Genomic DNA, 21,802 nt, shown 5'->3' with positions numbered 1-21,802 from the left:
GTTTTCATGTCAGATTACCAAGCGATGGTCTTAACAGGACTCTCCAGAGCCTCAAGCCAAGCGTCATCTTCAATCTTCATGAGCGTCAATGAGAGACCTGCCATATCAATCGATGTCATGTAGTTACCTAATTTTTTAAAGGCTACATCTAGTCCAGCATCTCCAAGAATGCTTGCTACATCGTTAGCAAAGACATACTGCTCCATGAGAGGTGTCGCACCCATACCATTGATGAGTAGGGCATAGCGTTCACCCTCCTTAGCCTCAAAGGCTTCAAGGAGTTTCCCTGTCAATTCTTCAGCTAACTGGCGAGATGGCTGCATAGACTCCTTACGATAGCCAGGCTCACCATGAATACCAATACCATATTCAATTTCATCCTCAGCTAGGACAAAACCAGGCTTACCAACCTCAGGAACCGTTGCACCGCTAAGGGCCAAACCAATGGTGTGGATGTTAGGAACGATCTTGTCAGCCAAGTCTTTGATTTCAGCCAGAGACTTGCCTTCACGAGCCGCATGACCTAGGATTTTGTGAACGAAAATAGTACCTGCAACCCCGCGACGACCTTGTGTATAAAGGCTATTTTCCACAGCAATATCGTCGTCAACAACAACGCTAGCTACTTCAATCCCTTCCATCTCAGCCAATTCTTGAGCCATCTCGAAATTCATGATGTCACCAGAGTAATTTTTAACAACCATGAAGACACCAGCCCCTTGGTCCGCTTCCTTGATAGCTTCCAAAATCTGATCTGGCGTTGGGGACGTGAAGACAGCACCTGCAATGGCTGCCGAAAGCATACCATCACCTACAAAACCAGCGTGGGCTGGCTCGTGACCACTTCCGCCACCAGAAATGAGACCAACCTGACCAGTAGCCTTCTCATTTCTTGCGATGATGTCAAAACCCTCAACACGATGCACCAAATCACTGTGAACATAAGCCAAGCCATCTAGCATCTCTGTCACAACATTTTCAGGTTTATTGATAATTTTTTTCATGGGATTGCCTCCTTTTCAAAGGTATCAACTATTTGCACTTACATTGGCTTCCTTCTATGATTGCTCATTTCCCTATAAATAAAGGACTTCAAGGCTTTTTGAGAAAGACAGCGTAAAAATATGTAAACGCATACATTTTATAATTTAATTGTAGCATTTGCCTCTATCAATAGCAAGGCAAAAGGCAAGACCTCCATTTTCCTGACTTCTATCATTAAGTAGAAGAAAAATCTCATAGAAAGTCCTATTTTAGTCGCCAAAGCTATTGAAAAACCACCATTCAAACCTTATAATAGAATGACGAATTAAGCGATAAGGAGGTTCAAATGACCATCGATTTCCAAAGAGAGACAGAAACAGAAACTAAAAACGAAATGGATGCCGTCCTTCAGGCTGGCCGTGTCCTTATGGAGAGCGGTGCTGAGATTTACCGTATTGAAGACACTATGGGACACATGGCCAAGTCTCTTGGTATCAGAGACTTTTCCACTTACGTGGTCAATCGAGGGGTCATGATCTCCGGACTCAACCGCTCAGGTCTTAAGGAGTCTCGTGTCCTAGCTACCTCAGCTCCTTCTATCCATCTGGGAAAACTCGAGGAAGTGAACCGCCTGTCTCGCGAACTGGCAGAGCAGCCCAATCAACCTGTCTCTAGCATTTTCCAAAAGCTGAAAACCATTGAGCAGAAGACTTTCTATCGTCCTTTAGAGGACATTATAGCCTGTGTCATTGGTGCTGGGAGCTTCTCGCTAGCTCTGGGCAGTAGCTGGATTGATGGAACTGCTGCGGCTATATCGGGACTTTTTGTGGGGATTGGTATGCAGCTCTTTTCACGTTTTATTCATACCAGTTTCTTGCAGATTATCCTCTCAAGTGCCATCGCTGCTTTATCAGCCAATGTTCTCTACTATCTAGGAATTGGGCAACATCGCAGTGTGATTATCCTAGGAACCCTGATGATTCTGATTCCTGGGGCCTACTTTGTTAATGCCATACGAGAATTCACCCAGAACAACTACTACAGTGGTCTGGCCCTAATGCTGTCAGGGGTCTCCACTTGTCTGTCTATCTCTGTCGGTGTCCTTGCCATGATTTCACTTCTTCCCTTTGCGGAACAATTATCAGGCATGTTCTCAACACCATCCACCTCATGGCAAGAGGTTTTGATTCAGACCTTCATGGCAGGACTAGGGACAGCAGCCTTCTCCGTGCTTTACCGAGTACCAAAGAAATACTTCTTAGACCTCGGAACCCTAGGTGCAGGCTCATGGCTCCTCTACCTCTTGATTTGGAACAATACCCATCACGAGGTCCTTGCCATCCTCTTTCCAGCCCTTCTGGTCACATTCACCTCACGCTTTTTGGCCCACTACCGTAGATGCCCAGCTACAGTCTTCCTAGCCTCAAGCATGTTCCCACTCATTCCAGGGATGAGCTTCTACCGTGCGGTCTACTTCCTCTTGATTGGAAATTCTCACCTAGGCCTAAGCTTCCTACGGGCTTGTTTCCTGGCCTCATTTACCATCGCAATCGCAGTCAGCCTGACACAACAAATTCCTAGCCGTTATTTTGTACTAGGGAAGAAGAAATAAATTGTTAAAAGCCATTGGTTTTGTATGCCAGTGGCTTTTTTGGTGTTTCGATTAGTAATTGACACCAAAAAAGGTAGCCCTAAAAAAGCTACCTCGCAAAATCTACTTCAAATCAAAATATTCCTTAACATCTTTAGCATAGCCATACTGCTGGTTTAAACGCTCAATTAAGTCTTTGTTATGACCTGGATAAGTGTCATTTCTTCGTAACTCTTGATAAAGCTCGATATAGGGCAACTGTTTGTCTTTGGCTAACTGCAACTCTGCCTCATAATTATAGGCAATCTTCCGAAATTGGAGATTAGTAAGACCATTTTCTTCTACATCGACTAAGGCATACTGGGCCCTATGATTTTGCAGGGGTGACCAGTCAAAATAGGGCATCCCAATCGTACCAGGATTAAGGATCTGTTGCCCCTTACTACCATAGCGAAGCAATTGCTTATGCACATGACCGTAAATCGCCATATCTGTTTGATCATCTAGCAACTGATCAAAATGACTGGTATCGTTAGCTGGTCGTAACTCACCTCCGTAGTTTTTCTCCGGTAAGTGATGCGTCAGAGAAAAACGAATCCCATTGACTTCCTTTTTCACAACCAGAGGTAGAGAACGTATCCAATCAACATATTCAGTATCCAGTTCTTCCATCAAGTACTGGGTAAGTCGCAAGAGCTGAATTTCTTGAGGGTCCTCCAGACCATACTCCCCATCCAAAGCCTCCAAAACGCAATCATCCCAATTTCCTCTAACAGTGGCTGTTAGAGGAATAGAAGACAGAAGTTCAAAGAGTTCATTTCTACCTGGTCCAGGTAACAAAATATCCCCCATTAACCAATACTCTGTCGCACCCAACTCTTGAGCATCCTTAATAACTGCCTCAAGAGCTGTTGTATTTCCATGAATATCTGACAAAATTGCAATACGATGTTTCATCTATACTCCTTCACTGATGGTCTATTAAGTTAAAACTAATACAACATCAACTATTCTTCCTTACCTTCACCCTCATACAAACATGCCACCAAGCGTTCAAAGGGCTCTATATACTCCCAATAGTCAAAAGGGAGATTTGAGATTTTACTTAAATCATTTTCATCAAAATGATACACGAGATGGCGTAGTATTTGATTTTCAATATAATGAATATCTCTCAACTGCTCTAGACTGATTGTATCCAGTTCTATGATGTAGTGACACAAATCATCAAGTGCTTTTACGTCAAATTTTTTCTCCTCGTGTAGGAAGTAGAGAAAGCTCTGATTCTCACCTCTTTTATTATCTTCTATCAGATTCCTTTTATGCTTCATTCTTGAATCCTTTCCTTAATAGCACCATTATAACACTAGAAAATGATTCCCCAAAACGACAACATAAAAAGAGAACCTGGGATGTTTCCATTCCAAATTCTCTTCTTGTTGATTTACAAAATAGCAACACATCTTACCACAAACTAATGCGTTTGCTTGGTGCCAAGTACATGTCATCCCCTTCTTTGATTTGAGGGTAGGTCTCATAGAACTCAGGAAGGTTTTTAAGTTGTTGGTTAACACGTAGCTCATTTGGTGCGTGGACGTCTTGCACCATGGTATATTTGTTGTACTGTAGGCTAGCCTTTTGTTTCCAGATATCTGCGTAGTTCTCAAAGTAATCCTTGAGGTTAGGTTTTGTCATATCTGTTTTGAGAACTTGTAGTGTGGATGAGAGACCACCAGCATCTGCGACATTCTCAGTGACTGTGAGTTTTCCATTTACCTTAGTCCCGTAAATTTCCAAACCATTCCACTGGTCTTCAAAGGCTTTGATCCTCTTGTCGAAAGCTTTAGTATCTGCTTTTGTCCACCAGTTATGCATGTCACCATTCTCATCATAATCGGCTCCATTGGAGTCAAAGGCATGGGTAATTTCATGTCCAATCACGACACCGATACCACCATAGTTCTTTTCAGTACTTTGGTTTTTGTCATAAAACGGAGCTTGCAAAATACCAGCCGGGAAGTTGATACTGTTACTTTCTGGGTTGTAATAGGCATTGATATCAAAAGCAGAACCAGACCATTTATTCTTATCAATAGGATCATCAAAATGATCAATGGTATAACGTTTTCCGAACTGGGCAATATCTTCTGACAGTTCAAAGAAGGACTTGTTAGGGTCAAGATGTAGTTCCTTAGTACCAGGATCGACATCTTCCTGATAACCTACGAAAACCTTCATTTTATCCAACTTTTCGATGGCCTTGTTGCGTGTACCTTCCGTCAACCAATTATTCTTTTGGAGACGGCCACGATAGACATTTTTGATTTTATCAATCATGCCTGTCACATCAGTCTTGGCTTCCTCACCAAAGTATTTACGTCCATAATAGACACTCATGACATCACTAAACAGATGGACACTCATCTCGTAAACCGTATCTTCCTTAGAAACTGGCTTCTGTGTACCCATAATAGCCATGCTAATCGATGCAAAATTCAAACGGTAATCTTCTGTCAAAGAATTTGACGCTGCCATAGCTTCTTGCACCAAGATCCATGATTTGATTTTAGAAAAATTATCCTGATTAACGACCTTACTATAATTCTCAAAATACTTGGTATTAGGGACATTGATGGTTTCTAAATCACGTCCCATAATGCCTTTAATGACATCATATAATTTGAAGGAACCAGAGTAGGCATTAATCTCTTCTGCTGTTTTAGGGTGAACCAAATTCTTACTTTCAGACATCTCTTCGTTACTGAGACTGTACTTAGCAATGATTTCGTCGAACTCCAGTGCTTCTTTGACAATCCGTTTACTATTTTTTTCGCTATATCCAAGCATTTCCAAGGCTTTTTGCGTGGCTGTTTCAATTGGAGTCAAATATTGTTTCTTGCTGGCCTCGTCTTTATAAATAGACACATCTGGCAATAAGATACTTGGGGGACTCAATTGGATTTGTTTTTGGCTGGTATTCTCTGCGTTAGTTCCTACGTCATAACCAAATGGAAGAGGAATCCCTTTATCAGTCAAGCTAGCAGATTTACTGGCCAAATCATTCAGATCCTTGATATCCTCAATTTCTTTTAGATAAGGTTTGAGAGGTTCAAGGCCATCTTTCTCACGTTGTTTGTAATCACTAGCAGCCTTGTAGAAGGTGATAAACTCAGACATTCCTGTAATATCCGACGTTTCCTTGCCCTCCCCTAAATTTTTGATATCCTTCTTTAGCTTTCCTTTGATATCTTCATCTAAAGTATAAAAATTATCAATGCTTGGAGAATCAACAGGAATTTTTGCTTTTAGGAGCCATTCCTTGTTGACAGCCTGATAAAAATTTGAGGCTATCGTAGCATTCTTGTCAATCGGTGTCTCTTGTGGGACAAAGGTTTTATAGGCCCAAAAACCACCTCCTGCAAGAGCCAAGGCCAAGACTCCCGTTATGGAACCAAGAATAATTTTCTTACGCTTTTTCATAGATACTCCTTAGAAAATTAGATTAATATACTTGTATTATATCATTAGAACACCGATTTTAGCAAGATGTTTTTGGGAGACAAAAAGAAGTAATCAGCCGATTACTTCTCTGTATTTTCTTACACTGCTAAAATTAAATATCATGACACTCAAGATAAGAACAATAAAAAATCAACTAAATCCAACTTAGCAGGTTGAATTTAGTTGATCTTTTTGGTCATTTTACTAATCATCACAAGCAGATAAATCATTTAAAAGACAAACTGCCGAGTGATGTTAATCCTATTGCTAGATTAATGTTACGCTCTGATTTTTCTTGGAATTCTGTGAGAGTCTTACTCAAGTCACTCACTCCTGAACTCAGTGAAATCCCTTTAGAAAGATTGCGGACTGCTAGAACTTGAATAGCTCTGCATAATTCTGCAAGAAGTTCATCATTATCCTTCTTTCCAACTTCTATTTCAATTTTAAACGTTACGAGCAATTCTCTCTCATTTTCAGTTGTTTCTGGATTTACAATAAGATTATAGATAGTGTTTAAGATATCCGTAATTTGCGTGTTATTGCTTTTTGTCAACTAAATTACCTCCAATAATCTGTAGCAAGATAAGGTCGAGCAAGTGAATTAAATTGGTTAATTTTTGTATTGTCATGAGCACCGACCTCCTTTAATAGTTCGCTGTGACATCATTATACACATCTAGCATATCAAATTCAAGAGCAAAAATATCTTTCTGCCATATACTGTCCAATATATGACACAAACGGACAAAAAAGTAATCAGACGATTACTTTCTTAAACTGCGAAAATTGGGTAACAAGATACTCAAGATAAGAACTATAAAAATGCCTAAAATCATAATTGTAGTATAGGGATTAAAGCAGAGACTTATTAGCAAGACAAGACTCATCGCAACCATTAGGTATCCCAACTTTCTCACTACTGATTTACTGCTCTGGTTATGATTTTTTGTAGCCAGACCTATTCTTTTAGGAAGATAATTTCCAATCACTAGAAAAATAAGTGCCACTAACCAAATCACAGTTAAGCGAACTTGAACATGACCTCCTAAGGCAACAGTCAATATAAGACCTTGGATAAGCACAGCAGAAATTGGGACCAACCATAGCATAAACTCTTTTAAGAATGGGATCGTTATTTGTTTAAAGAATGAAAAACAGAGATTATATATGATTAACGCAAGAAAAGGAAGTGCAACAATTGCTAAATTGCGATTCATAAAACCATTGGCTTGCTCTTCCACATTAAAGTGGATTGCAATCTGATTTGGTAGTTGTTTGTAAAAGACTAGTCCGATAATAACCGGTGTAAGTATCATTATATTACCAATGACTCTTTGCATATTATTTTTCATCTTCTTTTCCTCCAAGTGATTGAATCCAAGTTAAAATTTCTTCAAAAACGGTCAAGTTCAAACTATAGTAGATAAAATTCTTCTGTTTTTCTTCTTCAATAAGTCCCGCTTTTCTCAAGGTAGACAAATGATGGGAAACTGTTGCGGGAGCCAAGTCAAACTGCTGGCTGATTTCACCAGCGGACTTTGGTCCAGACTTTAGATAGTCTAAAATTTCTCTCCTCACAGGGGCAGAGATGGCTTTTAAGGTTTCAGATAAGCCCATGAGTTTCCTCCTTTCTCCAAATCCGACGTGTCAGAAGTCCAATACCTAACACATAAATAGCTAAAATAAGTTCGATTAGTAAGAGATTGCTGACTATCCCTAGCTGATAAGCACCTGCCAAAAAATCAATGGCAGCATGGAGTATAATCGCCCAGAAATAGAATGAAAGCCTATGCTTAGTGACTGCTAGAAAATCCCAAGCTGTAAGCAAGACTTGTAACACCAAGGCAACTAGTCTTTCAAAGAGAGACATAACCACAGCAAAGCCCGTTAATTGGTTTACCTGACTAACAAGAGTTGAAGGTAACTGACTGGCCTGACCTGAATGGATGGCCTGCAAAACAATGATGTTAGTGAGTAAGCCCATCACTCCAAGGAAGATAAATTCACTAAGACCATGTCCAAAACCGTAGGCTACAATATCAGACGTCATCAAACTTCTTTTCTTTGCAAGTACCTTAAAAACCAAATAGCGAGTTGTTTCTTCAACAAGGCCAGCCATAAGCCCTCCATAAATAATGGTGAACCATTTAGAAGAGTGACCAAAGCTTGAAAGAACTAGGGCATTGATAGGTCCTTCAATCATCATGACAGGTAAGGCAAAACCAATCAGACCGCCTAAAAAGAGCTTGATTGAAAATTGCCATCTTTTCTTCAGAACGATAAAACTAATGACGGCGATAACCAACATGGTAAGAATTGCCATAAAAAGGAATGTTTCCATTTGATTTATCCTTTCATTGAAACGGAGCATCAATACGACTTAGGTCAGAATACCTATTTCTATACTTTTCGAAATAGATTCTACGCTTTTCTGAAAGCACTGTCAAGGCTATTTCGAAAAAAATCGAAATAGGGATACAAAAAAAGACCGTTTTCACGATCTTTCTTCTTGAGAATTTTCCCTCATTCTCGGCTGTGTGTTCTCTGGTCAGTCACATGAGCTACTACTGCTTATCTTCCTGGGACATATTCGCCAGTGTTAGCATCGTAGTAACGGCGTTGGCCGTTGACTGTAACGTAGGCACCCTTAACTTGGCGACCATTTTCATCAAAGTAAAGGTGTTGGCCATTGATGACTTGTTCGCCTGTTACGGCATAGCAATCTGCTCCGAAGTATGCCCAGACGTTAGGCTCGATTTGAGCAAAGCGATTAGTTACAGGTTGACCGTCGTTTTCGTCATAGTACTTGTAACGACTACCGACCTTAATGGCCTTGCCTTTGTATTGGATACCATTTTCGTCAAAGTAGTATTCCTTGCCATTGATCGTCCACTTGCCTTTAAGGGCTTGGCCATCAGTATTGAAGTAAGACCATTGGTTTGGTGCAATCTCAGCAAAGCTGCTTGTGACAAGAGCTCCACTGTGGGCATCATAGTAATAAGTCTTACCATCTTCGACAACAGTTTTCCCCTTAACTTGGATACCATTTTTATCAAAGTACTTAAGGTATCCATGATCAGCACGAACTTGGCCGATAGCCAGTGAACCGTCTTGTTTGAAGTACATCCACTGGTCATCACCAACTTGGAGGTAGCGTCCGCTAGCAAGAATACCTGATTCTGGCTCATAGTAATACTTAATGCCGTTTTCCTCGATAATTTCGCCCTTAGCTTGGCTACCATCTTCCTTGAAGTAATAGAGGTGACCATCAATGTATTGACGTCCTGTGACACGGTTACCTTCTTTATCAAAGTAGTTCCATGCCTTAGTTGCTGGGTTATAAACAAAGATGCTACGTCCGATTTCCCCTGCTGGTGTGATGTAGCGAGCCTTACCATTTTCAAAGATAATAGAATCTGCACGATTGCTGTAGGCCGTACCGACACTACCGTCTTGGTTAAAGTAATAAGTCTTACCATCAATGACACGTGAACCAGTCACAGTATTACCGTCAGCGTCAAAGTAATAACGTTTACCTGTGCTGCTATCTGTCGCAAAGACGTTTCGTCCCATGTCACCAGTTTCAGCAACATAGTAATGCAATTTGCCATCATCGGTACGAACAACGCGATCCTTAGTCTGGATACCAGTTTCACGGTCAAAGTAGAAATGGTGGCCACTCCAATGAAGGTTACCCACTACCATTGTTCCTTGAGTCGTAAAGGCACGAACCTGCTTATGTTTGTCATCAAAATCAACGAAGGCATTCTTAACCATTGCGCCGTCTAGACCGTAATAGTAGGTATAGCCGTTGCTAGCACGACGAAGGGCGTTACGCAATTGGATACCATTGTCAAAGAAATAGTAATCCTTGTTATTGATGTTTTGGGCACCCTTGGTCATCTTACCGTCACCACCGAAGTAATACCAGTTACCGTTTCCGTCTTGAACAAATTCATTCTTAACGGTTTGGTTATCACGAAGGAAGTAAACGTCTTGTCCACGACGTTGGAAGACTTGAGTGCTTGTGATGGCACCAGTGTTACGAAGTGGTGTTGGCAAGAGTTGGCCGTTGGCTGAAGTATTAAAGTACTGGTTGGTCTTATCATCACGAAGGACATAGTTGATGCCTCGTCCAAGGATGTTAGTTCCGTTGAAGTACTTAGCAGACCACTTGGTAATCTTTTCATTCGTAGGCAACTGCTTACCATTTGAGATTTGCATTCGGTTGAAAATAGATGGGTACTTAGCTTTAAGCTCATCAAGGAAAGCACCACCGTATTTACCTTGATAGTCTGTACCATCTGTACGAGTATTAGCCACATAGGCTTGGTCAATGATTTGGTAGCCTATTTGGTGGTTACCATAACCATTAACACGAGTCGCATTAACCACTTCTTTTCCTGGGAGGTTATAGATTTGGTCTGGCACCCAGTCAGCAATGGCTTGGATACCGTCTTTGTGGAGGGCACGAAGGACGTTAAGGAGATCCTCAAGTGAGCCGTACTTGTTATTTTGACTTAAGGCCATATCGTAACGGTCATCGAAGGCATAACCATTGTCAATCGTTGAGTCAAGGAAAGTGCCATCTTTACTTGAAACATACTGTGGTGGAAGTCCGACTGACGTGATTCCCCAAGCTTTGAGCAAGTCAGTGTTCTTAGCCAAGACACGGTTCATGTAAAGTTCTGGTTGATCGTCCGCAAAGGCTTGGAAGTTTGAGAAGGCTTCATACATAACTTGAGAATCAAGGGCTGCTGAAGACTTGTAAACTTGACCGTCACTATTTGTACGGTTACTTGGCTGTGTACGTGCGTCTTGATTAGCCTTAGCTCCGACTGGTACCCAGACACCGAGGTAACCTGAGACTTGGACATTTTCCACACCAAAAACATCGTTGGCATTGAAAGTCAAGTTCCCGTTCCAGTCGGTGCGTTTAAGAAGGTTTTTAGGCACATCAGAATCGTTGAGGTAGGTTGCTATACCATCCTTTGTCGTCAAAAGCAATGGGCGATAAAGCTGATTACGGTGAGCTCTACCCATGTTCATCGTTACGGTTTCATTGCTACCCAATCGGAAATCATAGTTATTGGTCATGATGACACCCATACCTTGCGTACGGGTTTCCGAAGTTCCCCAATCAGTTCTATTATTGGCACCTTTACCATAACGAACAGATGTCAAGAGTCCGTCATTTCCGACTTTCTTAACTTCCATGTCTTGACCACCAGCTACATACTTGATACGAGCACGCAAGAGGGTGTCGATAGCATCAAAGTACGGTGTCTTCTTAGCCATGTAGTGACCATCTTCACGGTAGAGGTCTCCGTAATAAACACGTGTTACAGAATCCTTATTGGTCAACATGAGAGCATAGACAGATGGTAAGTTGTATGACGCATAAGTCTTGTGAGCCTTATCAATATCCTCATTGTAAATCTCGAAGGCTTTCTTGATTTCATCACGAGTGAAATTATAACCAAACAAATTTGGGTTAATACGATCACGAATGATACGTTGAATAATGGTTTGAGCTTCTGTATCATGGGCACGAGTGAAAATATAGTTAGCCATACGTTCACCGTTTTTATCGTTGGCACCACGTGGATTCAAACTACTATTGATGAAGGCAGTCATGTCCCCAAGCTGCATACGTGTATTTTTATCACGCATCAAGAGGTTGGTAAGGGCGTTACGAAGGGCATTATCAATCGGAAGTTGTGCTCCCTTAGTGTCCTTGTTGTAGTATGGGTCGTTGGCAGACCAAGCTTCCAAATATGATAAGTGTTTGATGGCATTGGCTTCAGACTTGTCCACACCATAGGCTGCTTTGAAGTAGTCTGATGCGATTTGGAGAAGGTCGGCATCCACATTGTCCAAGGCATCGACACGCAAACCATCAAAGTTAGCTGTTGGGTCATTGGCCATGGTGCTTCCAATATTCATCATAAAGTGGAGCCAGTTAAGTTGCTCTGCCTGAACAGCTGGGTTTGAGTTATCAATATCGTTGGCAAGCAAGAACTCAAGACCACCGATAGAATTGTCCTTGAAGTACTTACGTGTACCCGTCTGGTTAGTCGGTGTGCGGTTAAGCAAACGATAGTCAGAGTTGGCGTGGCTGGTACGGTTGCCAGTATCACCCTTACTGTTGTTAAAGAGCAACTGTCCACCTTGCAAGTGGTCATATGAACTATTTTCAGTGCTACTATTCCAACCTGGCTGAGTCTTGATGAACTGGTCAATACTTGTACGCAACCAGTTGGTATTGCCCTCACGAGCGATACGTTCTTCAATCTTAGTCTGAACCATCTTGGCAGCTTGGTCTAGACTTTCCTGGCTAGAGTTGGTTGAAAATGACCCTGCTCCAAGACCTTGATTTTGCATGTAGTTAAGGTAGTTGACCTGAGTAGACTTGTCAGGCCACCAAACCATCAATAGAGGACGTTTGTCCGCTTCAGTTGAAGCTGTCCAAGTCTTACCATCCTTGAGAATGCTCTTTGGACGGTACCAAGCATCCGCTGTGATGAAGGTGTCGAGTTGGTCCAAAGACTTGTCATCGTTTTTGTAGAGCTGGTTTCCAGATGAAAAATCTACGGTTGCCTTGATAGGTTCTGTTGAAAATTCATCCTGAGACTTAGTCGCAAGTGCCCCTGTTTCAGCATCAAAGTAATAAGACTTACCATCTTGCTCAAAAACGAAGTTTTTACGTACACTACCGTCACTATTGACATAGTATTGTTTGCCGTTAATCCATTGGATACCAGTCGATGTGTTTGTGTTGGCTTCACGAGTTTCTACCAAGGCACGACGACTACGTGTATGGGCTTCTGTATTTTCCGTATCCGTTGTTGCTGCACGGTCTGTAGTGGCTGTTGTAGTATTGTTAGTTGTATCTGTAGTTGTAGCACTCGTATCAGTTGCAGCTGGTTGTACATTTGTACTTGGTGCTGCTTGATCTGAGTTGGTGTCAACTGTCGCTGCGTTTGTGGTAGGTGCTGCTGCCCTATCTGTAACAGCTGTTGTCGTGCTAGTGGCGTCTGCGACAGGGATATTGACACTAGCAGTATTGGCATCTGCCGCGATAGTTGGTGCTACCGTAGTTGCTGCATCATTAGTTGTGGCAGGTGTTTCTTGAAGCAAATCCTGACTGCTATCACCCGACTGATTCGCAGGATTTTGCTCATCGGCCTGAATCTGTTGATCCGCCAACAAGGTTCCACCAGCAACAGTAACCATTGAGAGTGCTGTTACCCCAATTGTCACCCAATTCTTCTTCACTTTATGCATTTTAAAGCGTACTTTTTGTTCCATATTATATACCTTTTTCCCTTATATTACTTCTATCATAAGCTATTTGACAAGGGAATACAATTACACAACTATAATGTCAGCTTAATGTATAGCCCCTGGTTTTCTAAGAAATCAGGCTCAAATGAATGGTAGACGAAACGAGGAATTGGTAACTAACGGTATCATTAGGTTATAGCCCCTCCAAGCACTCCTTGCACCCCAACAATCTTAATTTATTTTTAAATAAAAAAACCTTTATTTCTAAGATGAAATAAAGGCTTTGGTAGGAGGCATTAGCGAATGACTGTGAAAGTATGTGTGGCTAATGGGTTAGGAGGTTACCTGCTTCCCATGTTTGGTAGTCCGAAAAACTCTTGATTGGTGTTTTTAATTATTTTCCATGTACTACCACCTAGTAAAAAAGGCACCTATGGTCTCAATAATTGCATAGAGGAATGCTTTTTTACGTGTTCTGGAATCTGTTTTATAAAAGTAATAATTCGAAATTAAAAGAAATAATATGACAATGATAATCCAAGCCAAGATAAGCATGATTTCTCTCCTTTAAGAAGTCACTTACACCTCGAGTTAAACGAAGATAGTTCCCCATAACTCTATTTTCTACATACAAATATAATACCCATTATAACACGGCTATGGCTCCATCTTTTGAATATGAGAGGGACAAAATTATTAGGATTTAAGAGTGAAAAATCACCTAAACAAACAGCAAAACGCTATCCTCACTAAAAAAACCAGCTAATGCTGGCTTTTTTGTCTATTTAATCATCTAGAGTTCTGATAGGAAAATAATAATAGTAATTTATATAGGAAAAGGAAAAATTCGCTCTAGATTTTTAAAGTACATATTAATTAGCGACGCTGTCTCAATTCACCAGTTTTGGCATCGCAGAAGAGTCGTTTACCACCAACATAAACATAACGTCCTTTAACTTGACGACCTGAACCGTCGAAGTAAAGTTGTTTACCATTGATGACCTGTTGTCCAGTCACTGCTTGGCCAGCTGAGTTAAAGTAATACCAGCAGCCACGTGCAGCTTCGACAAAGCGGTTTACCACTTGCTCACCTGTGTGGGCATCAAAGTAACATTTCTTACCTTGGACAGTGAGCAATTTACCTTTGACTTGAGCACCATTGCTACCAAAATAGTAAACTTTATTGTTAATATTTTGAAGACCTGTTACTTTGTGACCATCTTGGTTAAGGTAAGCCCATTGGTTAGCCGCAATTTGAATGAATTGGTTGATTACTGCTTGACCAGTGACGGCATCATAGTAACGTCCTTCAGCCCAGCCACCTTTTAACTGACTGTGGTCTTTGTTGAAGTAATAGAGTTTACCATCAATCACTTTTGCACCTTGAACGAGGCAACCAAAAGCATCCGCATAATACCAGTTGTTATTTTCAAAGATAAAGCGTGAAACAGCCATTTCACCAGTTTGGGCAGAAATGTAGTATTGCTTGTTGCCTTGTTGCATCATCTGACCTTTGATTTGACGGCCTTCTGAGTCAAAGCAATATTCTTTACCATTGATGATACGTTTTCCTGTCACAGCGTAACCATGTTCATCTAGGTAGTACCAAGCTTGGTTTTCTTTATTTTGAACAAAGGTATTTACAGCCATATTACCAGTATCAGGAATGAAGTAACGGATACGGCCATCTGAGAAGCGAATAAACTTGTCTTTAGCTTGGATACCTGTTTGTGTATCAAAGTAGAAGGTTGTGCCACCCATTTCAAGGAGACCAGTAGCCATGTGACCATAACAGTCAAAATAGCGGACATCCTTACGGTAACCTGCAAAATCGTAGAAACCGTTGATAGCTTTCACACCATTTTTATCGTAATAATAAGTGTAGCCATCGCTACCTTTAACAAGTGAGTCACGAGCTTGAAGACCATTTTCAAGGAAGTAATAAGCCTTACCATCGATGACCTTTTCACCTTTGACCTTTTGGCCATATTGGTCGTAATAATACCATTGGTTCTCGCCTACACGGACAAATGAAGACTTGGCATTGTTCGAATCAACACTTGGCTTAGTCTCGCCTGAGATGATTTGGTAACCTGAGTTATTTTGTTGATTTCCTTGTGAAATGATAGTGACATTAGCATTTGAACCGTTTGATTGACCTACTGTCACATTTGGAAACAGTTTATTAGAGTTCGAAACGATAGTCACATTCGGAGTTGTTCCTGAAGCCGTGATGGTAATCGTCGTGTTTCGACCACCATTCCAATGAATGCCGTTTGAGTCAGACGAACTTGTCGTAATTGTCGCAAAACCGCTAGCTGACGATGATGATGACCAAGATGATGACGACGAGTAAGAATACCAAGCTGAACTTGATGAGCTTGACGAACTTGACGCACTAGCACTTACTGATGCTGAGCTGCTACTTGATTGGTAAGCAGAACCCGTTTGTGATGAATTAGAGTTTTGTGTTCCTACTACTTGAGAAGATTGTGACGAGCTCACTTGACCAGCTCCACCACCTACCACAGTCTGTGATGAGCCTCCTGTTGAGGCAGATGATGAAGACTCGTAGCTTGAGCTTGTTTGACTGCCATAGTTAGATGATACTGCTGACAAATGGCCGGCATCTTCTGTCAAGGTTGGCGAATAACTTTCATTAATCAATGAAGCACTTGACTCAATGCCTGCATCTGTTTGTTCAAAACCATCTCCATTAGGAAGTGACACTTCGTCTGCTTGTGCCGATTGGTCCGCTAAAAGTGCTCCACCCGCAAGTGCAACCATCGACAGCGTACTAACTCCAATAGTCACCCAGTTTTTCTTGACCTTGTGCAACTTAAATCCAACTTTCTTTTCCATAACATACACCTTTCAATATAACTTTATTTCTCTATACTATGTTAAGGGATTTTGGAAGCGAATACAATTACAGATGCATAACCCTAGTCTCATAAGACTAACCTTCTACCCATAATCCATTTGAAGAAACAAGCCTAAGATATATGCCTATAGCATTTATATGTTAGAAAACGTTACCAAAAAAACGTTCGGATTTTCTTAAATTCACACAGAAATCGCAACTTTTAGCAATTTTAACGCCTCCCTCATTAAAGACTGAGTATAGTTTAAAACGAAAGTAAGTAGTTTATTGACGATTCTATTAATCAAACTCATTGTTTACTTACAATCCACTAGACATTTCGAGGGAAAATGATAAAAGAAAAGTACTTGAAAGAAAATACTTCAAGTACTTAAAAGTTTTGAAATTATGTGGAAAACTACTGATTTTCAATCTATAAGCTTCTGGGATAGTCCCAAAAATACTTTTTTTCTGCCTACTTATCGTTTTCTGACCCAAGCTCCAGTATTGGCGTCATAGTAACGGCGTTGGCCTTTAACCCAGACGTAACGGCCTTTGACCTGACGGCCAGAAGCGTCAAAATAGAGGTGTTGACCGTTGATGACTTGCTCACCTGTTACGGCTTGGCCTGAGGCGTTAAAGTAATACCAAACACCACGAGAAATTTGGATAAAGCGATTGGTCACAGCTTCACCACTATTGGCATCAAAGTAGTATTTCTTACCTTTATAGGTAAGGAGTTTACCCTTGGCTTGGACACCATTGCCTTCAAAGTAGTAAAGTTTACCATTGATATGCTGGAGACCAACTACCTTTTGACCATCTTGGTTGAGGTAAGCCCATTGGTTGGCACCGACTTGGACAAAGCGATTGGTTACGGCCTGACCTGAGTCACCATCATAGTAACGGCCGTTGGCCCAGGCACCCTTGACTTGGCTATAATCATTGTTGAAATAGTAGTGATTTCCATTGATGACTTGAGCACCTTTAACCAACTTACCATTGCCATCGACATAGTACCACTTGTTGTTTTCCGTCACAAAGCGTGAACGGGCAATTTCACCGCTATCGCCATCAAGGAAGTAACGTTGGTTATTGATAGTGACAAAGTGTCCCTTAACCTGACGACCTTCATTGTCAAAGTAATACTGTTTACCGTTAATGGTTTGGAGGCCTGTCACGGCATAACCGTTGCTATCGAGGTAATACCAAGCCTTGTTCTCAGGATTTTGCGCAAAACGGTTAACTGCGAGATTTCCTGTATCTGGAATGAAGTAACGTGTGCGACCGTCCGCAAAGCGGATGAACTTGTCTTTAGCTTGAATACCAGTCTTTTCATCGAAATAGAAGGTTGTGCCATACATGTCGTGGAGACCACGATACATTTGACCGTTACCATCAAAATAGCGAACATCTTGGCGAGGACCTGCAAAGTCGTAGAATCCGTTAAAGGCCTGAACCCCTTTAGGATCGTAGTAATAGACGTGACCATCACTGCCTTGGCGAAGAACATGACGTAGCTGAAGCCCATTGTCTAGGAAGAAGTATTTCTTGCCATCAATGACCTGTTCACCTGTGACCATGTTACCGTTCTTATCAAAGTAATACCACTGGTTGGCACCGATTTGAATGAAGGTATTCTTGGCAAGGTAGCCACTCGTTGAGAGGTATTGGACCTTATCTCCCACCCTACGGAAACCAGTTGCTGTGATTTCTGTCATTTGTTTAGGAAGGAAGGTTTGACCTGCTTTCAGGTTGAAGTATTGGTTTGTTGCGTTATCTTGCAAGACATAGCGAGCCCCTGTACCTTGGATATTGCTTCCATTGAAATACTTGGCTGACCATTGCGTGATTTTCTCATTTGTAGTCAATTTACGGCCGTTTGAAATCTGCACGCGCTCAAAGATAGCTGGGTATTTTGCCTTCAATTCATCAAGGAAGGCACCTCCGTACTTGCCTTGGAAGTCATTTCCAAAGGTACGTGTTTTAGCTGCATAGAGACTATTGTAGATTTCAGCATTTGGACGTGGTGTGCCGTAGCTGTTGGTACGTGAAGCTGTTACCACTTCTTTTCCAGGGAGATTGTAAATTTGATCTGGAACCCAGTCAGCAATGGCTGAGATACCTTCAGCGTGAAGGGCACGAAGAGCATCCATGAGGTCTTTGAGTGAACCGTATTTGTTGTTCTTACTCATGGCAATATCGTAACGGTCCTCGAAGGCATAGCCATTTTCAATGATAGAATCCAAGAAAGTGCCGTCTTGGCTAGACACGTATTGTGGCGCAAATTCAAAGGAAGTGATTCCCCACTCTTTGAAGCGTTTGGCATTTTGAGCAATAACACGGTTGGTGTACTGACTTGGTGTCTTAACGAAATCTTGGAAGTTTGAGAAGCCTTCGTAAATGACTTGTGAGTCAAGAGCTGCTGATGATTCAAAGACCTGCTCACCCTTCTTAGTCTTCGAAGCCTTGGTGCGGGCATCTTGGTTTTCTGAAGCACCCACTGGCACCCAAACTGCCAAATAACCAGAAACTTCAACGGTTGAATGACCAGCAATATCGTCTGCTGTGAAGGTCAAGTTCCCTTGATTGTCCGTATAGCGAACCAATCCAGCTGGCACATCAGAATCCTTGAGGTAGGTCGCAAGTCCTGTAGATTTGCTGAGAAGCAATGGACGGTAAGCCTGATTTTTGTGGGCAGCTCCCATATTGACCACTAGACGGTCATTTGTTCCCAACTTCATATCTGGTCGGTTGGCTGTAAGGACGAGCATTCCTTGGTTGCGTGTTTCAGAAGTACCAAGTTGGTTGGCTTCTTCTGCACCCTTACCATAACGCACAGATGACATGATTTCATAGCCATTAAGCTTAGTAACCTTCATGTCTTGACCACCTGCTACATATTTGATGCGAGCACGAAGCAGGGCATCGATGGCATTATAGTACGGTGATTTTTCAGCCATGTATTGGCCATCGTCGGTAAAGAGGTCACCGTAGTAAACACGAGTGATACTGTCCTTGTTGGTCAACATTGTGGCATAGGCAGCTGGGATATTGTACTGGGTGTACTTTTTATCAGCCTTGCGCATGTCCGCATTGTAGATTTCAAAAGCCTGTTTGAGCTCATCCATAGTGAAGGTGAAACCATCTGTTTTTGGATTAATCTGCTTACTAATGATATTGGCCAAAACAGCTTGCACTTCACTATCATGGGCACGCACGAAAATATAATTGGCATCACGTGGCGTGTGTTTCTGCTCACTTGAACGATTGTTAAGAGAGTTAGTAATGACGCGCTCCAAGCTGCCACGGTAATTGCTCTTACGCAAGAAAGTTGTCAAAAGCGTTTCACGTAGTGGATTGTCAATGGACAACTGAGCACCCTTGGTATCCTTGTTGTATTGGTGGTCATTGTAGGACCAAGCTTCAAGGATTGACAAGTGAGCAATGGCGTTGGCTTCATTGTCAGCCACACGGTATTTTTCCTTGAAGTAGTCAGAAGCAATTTGCAAGAGGTCCGCATCCACATTGTCCACCGCATCGATACGAACACCGTCAAAGTTGGCACTTGGATCATTGCCAAGGATAGAACCAATATTCATGATGTAGTGGAGCCAGTTTAGTTGTTCAGCCTGAACAGCTGGGTTAGAGTTGTCGATATCGTTTGCCAAGAGCAACTCGTAACCACCATTTGAACGGTCAATATGATATTTGCGTGTCCCCGTTTGGTTAGTCGGTGTGCGGTTCATGAGGCGGAAGTCTGAATTGGCATGACTTGTCGCACTATTATTGAGGAAGGTCAGTGCTCCTCCTTGCAAGTGATCTTTACCAACTAAGAGATTGTCCTCACTCTCAGAGTTCCAGCCAGGCTGTGTTTTGATGAAATCTGACATCAACTGGCGAAGCCAAGTGGTATTGCCCTCGCGACCAATACGTTCCTCGATTCCTCGTTGAACCGTTTCGGCAGCAGCTGCCAAGTCATAGCTCATCATGTCGGTCGTATAGGTCTTATCACTAAAGCCTTGTTGACTCATATAGTTGAGGTAGTTGACCTGTGTCACCTTGTCTGGCCACCAAGTCATCAAAAGGGGACGATAATCTTTCTCAGTTGAAGCTGTCCAATTTTTCCCGTCCTTCAAGATCTGTTTTGGACGGTACCAACTATCAGCCGTCAAGAAATTATCCAAGTGTTCAAAACTCTTGCTTGACGTGTCGTAAGCCTGGTTATAAACCGCATAGATAGAGTTATTTGGAATAGCATCGGCACGATACAAAGGTTTACTTTGATCCACCATAGCCCCAGTCTCATCGAAATAATAAAGACGACCATCAAGTTCAATCGCTGTGTTCTTTTTCACAACGCCATTTTCAACATAATACTGCTTGCCATCAATCGTCTTCAAGTTGGAAGCTACTGGTTTATAGTCAAGACTTGGTTGACTTGGTTGGACTGGCTTGTTAGGTTGAGACGGTTGACTTGGTTGAACAGGTTTGTTTGGTTGATTTGGCTGCGTTACAATGGTCACATTTGGTCTTGTGCCATTTGGACTTGTCACCGTCACGTTTGGCTTAGGAGTGTTTGGCCCAGTGATAATGGTGACATTTGGTGTCGTACCACTGGCCGTAATCGTAATGTTAGTGTTGCGGTTAGCATTGATACGAATAGTGCTGTCAGCAGCGCGTGTGGCGATTGCTGGTGCAGCATTGGTCAAGACTCTAGGTCTTGCTTGTTCTGTCACACTTGGAGTAGACTGAGCACTTGTTTGCCCAGCTACTTGAGTTGATGTCTGACCTTGTGACACCTGTTCCGTAGTCTGTGTCTCTTGGGGACTAGCTTGAGTTTGCGAAGAAACTGCCACTTCTTGACCGATAACTTGACTGTTTTGTGCTTGGACAGTTGCCTCTTGGCTGACTGCACTTGCTAACACCTGAGAACTTGTTTCGTGACTTACGCTGGCTGTTTCTACTGCTGACACACTTGCTTGAGCACTAGCTTGCTCAGTAACAGTTGTTGTCGTCACTAGACTGGCAGTCCCATCCTCACTCAGTTGCTGCAAGCCATCACCATTTGGCGTGCTTGTCTCATCGGCCTCTACCTTACCTTGAGCTAGGAGGCTTCCGCCTGCCAAGGCAACCATTGAGAGAGTGGTCACCCCGATAGTTACCCAGTTTTTCTTAACCTTGTGTAGTTTAAAACGTACCTTATTTTCCATCTATATCAATCATCCTTTTTCTGTTGTTGACTCTACTCTATGATATATTCAGACAAATTACAAATAGGAAAAAGTCATCTTCTTTTCATAAATCTCTGCCGGACGCTTCCTATTATTAACTTTGATTAGTAAAAATGAGACCTTACACCATATGTAAGGTCCTAAATAGAGTTTTTTTGCTTCTCAAACTCCTTCAAGCGCTTATCTTCAAAGGCTTTTCAACATTAAAGCAAGCTTCAATTAAGCTTAAGAGATAGCAAAACTATGAGAGAAGCAGCCCTAAAAAAGACAATTCTGAAAAGAAAATTTTAGATAGAAAGACTCTAGTTTTTCATCTGGCTAAGACCAGGTCCTGTCTAT

The 21,802-nt window shown here is 41.9% G+C and carries 12 protein-coding genes; 1 reads left to right on the top strand and 11 read right to left on the bottom strand.

Going from position 1 to position 21,802, the window contains the following annotated elements; genetic code table 11:
* Window positions 1-14: 14 nt before the first annotated feature.
* Window positions 15-1,004, bottom strand: coding sequence for a dihydroxyacetone kinase subunit DhaK (gene dhaK, locus NSQ79_RS03340; protein ID WP_049554056.1), 990 nt, complete (start codon window positions 1,002-1,004; stop codon window positions 15-17).
* A gap of 326 nt (window positions 1,005-1,330) precedes the next feature.
* On the opposite strand from dhaK, the gene NSQ79_RS03335 reads away from it, so the two are divergent.
* Complete coding sequence (locus NSQ79_RS03335) at window positions 1,331-2,596, top strand: threonine/serine exporter family protein (protein WP_070847237.1); 1,266 nt, start codon at window positions 1,331-1,333, stop codon at window positions 2,594-2,596.
* Window positions 2,597-2,698: 102 nt separating this feature from the next.
* Here NSQ79_RS03335 and NSQ79_RS03330 read toward each other — a convergent pair whose 3' ends face one another.
* The 10 genes from NSQ79_RS03330 to NSQ79_RS03285 form a co-directional block, all read right to left on the bottom strand.
* Entirely contained in the window at window positions 2,699-3,532 is an 834-nt protein-coding gene (locus NSQ79_RS03330; RefSeq protein ID WP_070849501.1) for a metallophosphoesterase family protein, read from the bottom strand.
* A 50-nt stretch (window positions 3,533-3,582) separates the two neighbouring features.
* Entirely contained in the window at window positions 3,583-3,906 is a 324-nt protein-coding gene (locus NSQ79_RS03325) for a hypothetical protein (RefSeq protein WP_339313857.1), read from the bottom strand.
* A 133-nt stretch (window positions 3,907-4,039) separates the two neighbouring features.
* Window positions 4,040-6,055, bottom strand: a complete 2,016-nt coding sequence (locus NSQ79_RS03320; protein ID WP_339313855.1) for a M13 family metallopeptidase — start codon at window positions 6,053-6,055, stop codon at window positions 4,040-4,042.
* Between the two features lie 247 nt (window positions 6,056-6,302).
* A complete protein-coding gene (locus NSQ79_RS03315; protein WP_164332089.1) occupies window positions 6,303-6,632 on the bottom strand; it encodes a bacteriocin immunity protein in 330 nt (109 codons plus the stop codon).
* Window positions 6,633-6,843: 211 nt separating this feature from the next.
* Window positions 6,844-7,431 (bottom strand): DUF1648 domain-containing protein, encoded by a 588-nt coding sequence (locus NSQ79_RS03310; RefSeq protein WP_339313852.1) that lies wholly within the window; start codon window positions 7,429-7,431, stop codon window positions 6,844-6,846.
* Window positions 7,421-7,696, bottom strand: coding sequence for an autorepressor SdpR family transcription factor (locus NSQ79_RS03305; protein ID WP_002891308.1), 276 nt, complete (start codon window positions 7,694-7,696; stop codon window positions 7,421-7,423). The genes NSQ79_RS03310 and NSQ79_RS03305 overlap by 11 nt, the downstream gene beginning before the upstream one ends.
* On the bottom strand, window positions 7,683-8,420 hold the full coding sequence (locus NSQ79_RS03300) for a YhfC family glutamic-type intramembrane protease (RefSeq protein WP_339313850.1): 738 nt from the start codon (window positions 8,418-8,420) through the stop codon (window positions 7,683-7,685). The genes NSQ79_RS03305 and NSQ79_RS03300 overlap by 14 nt, the downstream gene beginning before the upstream one ends.
* Window positions 8,421-8,650: 230 nt before the next feature.
* On the bottom strand, window positions 8,651-13,390 hold the full coding sequence (locus NSQ79_RS03295; RefSeq protein ID WP_339313848.1) for a glycoside hydrolase family 70 protein: 4,740 nt from the start codon (window positions 13,388-13,390) through the stop codon (window positions 8,651-8,653).
* 852 nt (window positions 13,391-14,242) lie between these two features.
* Window positions 14,243-16,228 carry a KxYKxGKxW signal peptide domain-containing protein gene (locus NSQ79_RS03290; protein WP_049554049.1) on the bottom strand — a complete coding sequence of 662 codons (1,986 nt, stop codon included), beginning with the start codon at window positions 16,226-16,228 and terminating at the stop codon, window positions 14,243-14,245.
* A 480-nt stretch (window positions 16,229-16,708) separates the two neighbouring features.
* Window positions 16,709-21,442, bottom strand: a complete 4,734-nt coding sequence (locus NSQ79_RS03285; protein WP_049554048.1) for a glycoside hydrolase family 70 protein — start codon at window positions 21,440-21,442, stop codon at window positions 16,709-16,711.
* Window positions 21,443-21,802 lie beyond the last annotated feature (360 nt).

Origin of the sequence: Streptococcus sp. FSL W7-1342, from assembly GCF_037966635.1 — a bacterium.
GTDB classification, from domain to species: domain Bacteria; phylum Bacillota; class Bacilli; order Lactobacillales; family Streptococcaceae; genus Streptococcus; species Streptococcus salivarius_D.
The sequence above is the reverse complement of the archived record's forward strand: the minus strand, read 5'-3'. Positions and strand labels throughout refer to the sequence as shown.

Excerpts from the sequence above, each read along its gene's own strand:
- NSQ79_RS03310 (WP_339313852.1), bottom strand. The coding sequence starts at position 7,431 with ATGAAAAATAATATGCAAAGAGTCATTGGTAATATAATGATACTTACA.
- NSQ79_RS03290 (WP_049554049.1), bottom strand. The coding sequence starts at position 16,228 with ATGGAAAAGAAAGTTGGATTTAAGTTGCACAAGGTCAAGAAAAACTGG.
- NSQ79_RS03325 (WP_339313857.1), bottom strand. The coding sequence starts at position 3,906 with ATGAAGCATAAAAGGAATCTGATAGAAGATAATAAAAGAGGTGAGAAT.
- NSQ79_RS03330 (WP_070849501.1), bottom strand. The coding sequence starts at position 3,532 with ATGAAACATCGTATTGCAATTTTGTCAGATATTCATGGAAATACAACA.
- NSQ79_RS03320 (WP_339313855.1), bottom strand. The coding sequence starts at position 6,055 with ATGAAAAAGCGTAAGAAAATTATTCTTGGTTCCATAACGGGAGTCTTG.
- NSQ79_RS03305 (WP_002891308.1), bottom strand. The coding sequence starts at position 7,696 with ATGGGCTTATCTGAAACCTTAAAAGCCATCTCTGCCCCTGTGAGGAGA.
- dhaK (WP_049554056.1), bottom strand. The coding sequence starts at position 1,004 with ATGAAAAAAATTATCAATAAACCTGAAAATGTTGTGACAGAGATGCTA.
- NSQ79_RS03285 (WP_049554048.1), bottom strand. The coding sequence starts at position 21,442 with ATGGAAAATAAGGTACGTTTTAAACTACACAAGGTTAAGAAAAACTGG.
- NSQ79_RS03300 (WP_339313850.1), bottom strand. The coding sequence starts at position 8,420 with ATGGAAACATTCCTTTTTATGGCAATTCTTACCATGTTGGTTATCGCC.
- NSQ79_RS03335 (WP_070847237.1), top strand. The coding sequence starts at position 1,331 with ATGACCATCGATTTCCAAAGAGAGACAGAAACAGAAACTAAAAACGAA.
- NSQ79_RS03295 (WP_339313848.1), bottom strand. The coding sequence starts at position 13,390 with ATGGAACAAAAAGTACGCTTTAAAATGCATAAAGTGAAGAAGAATTGG.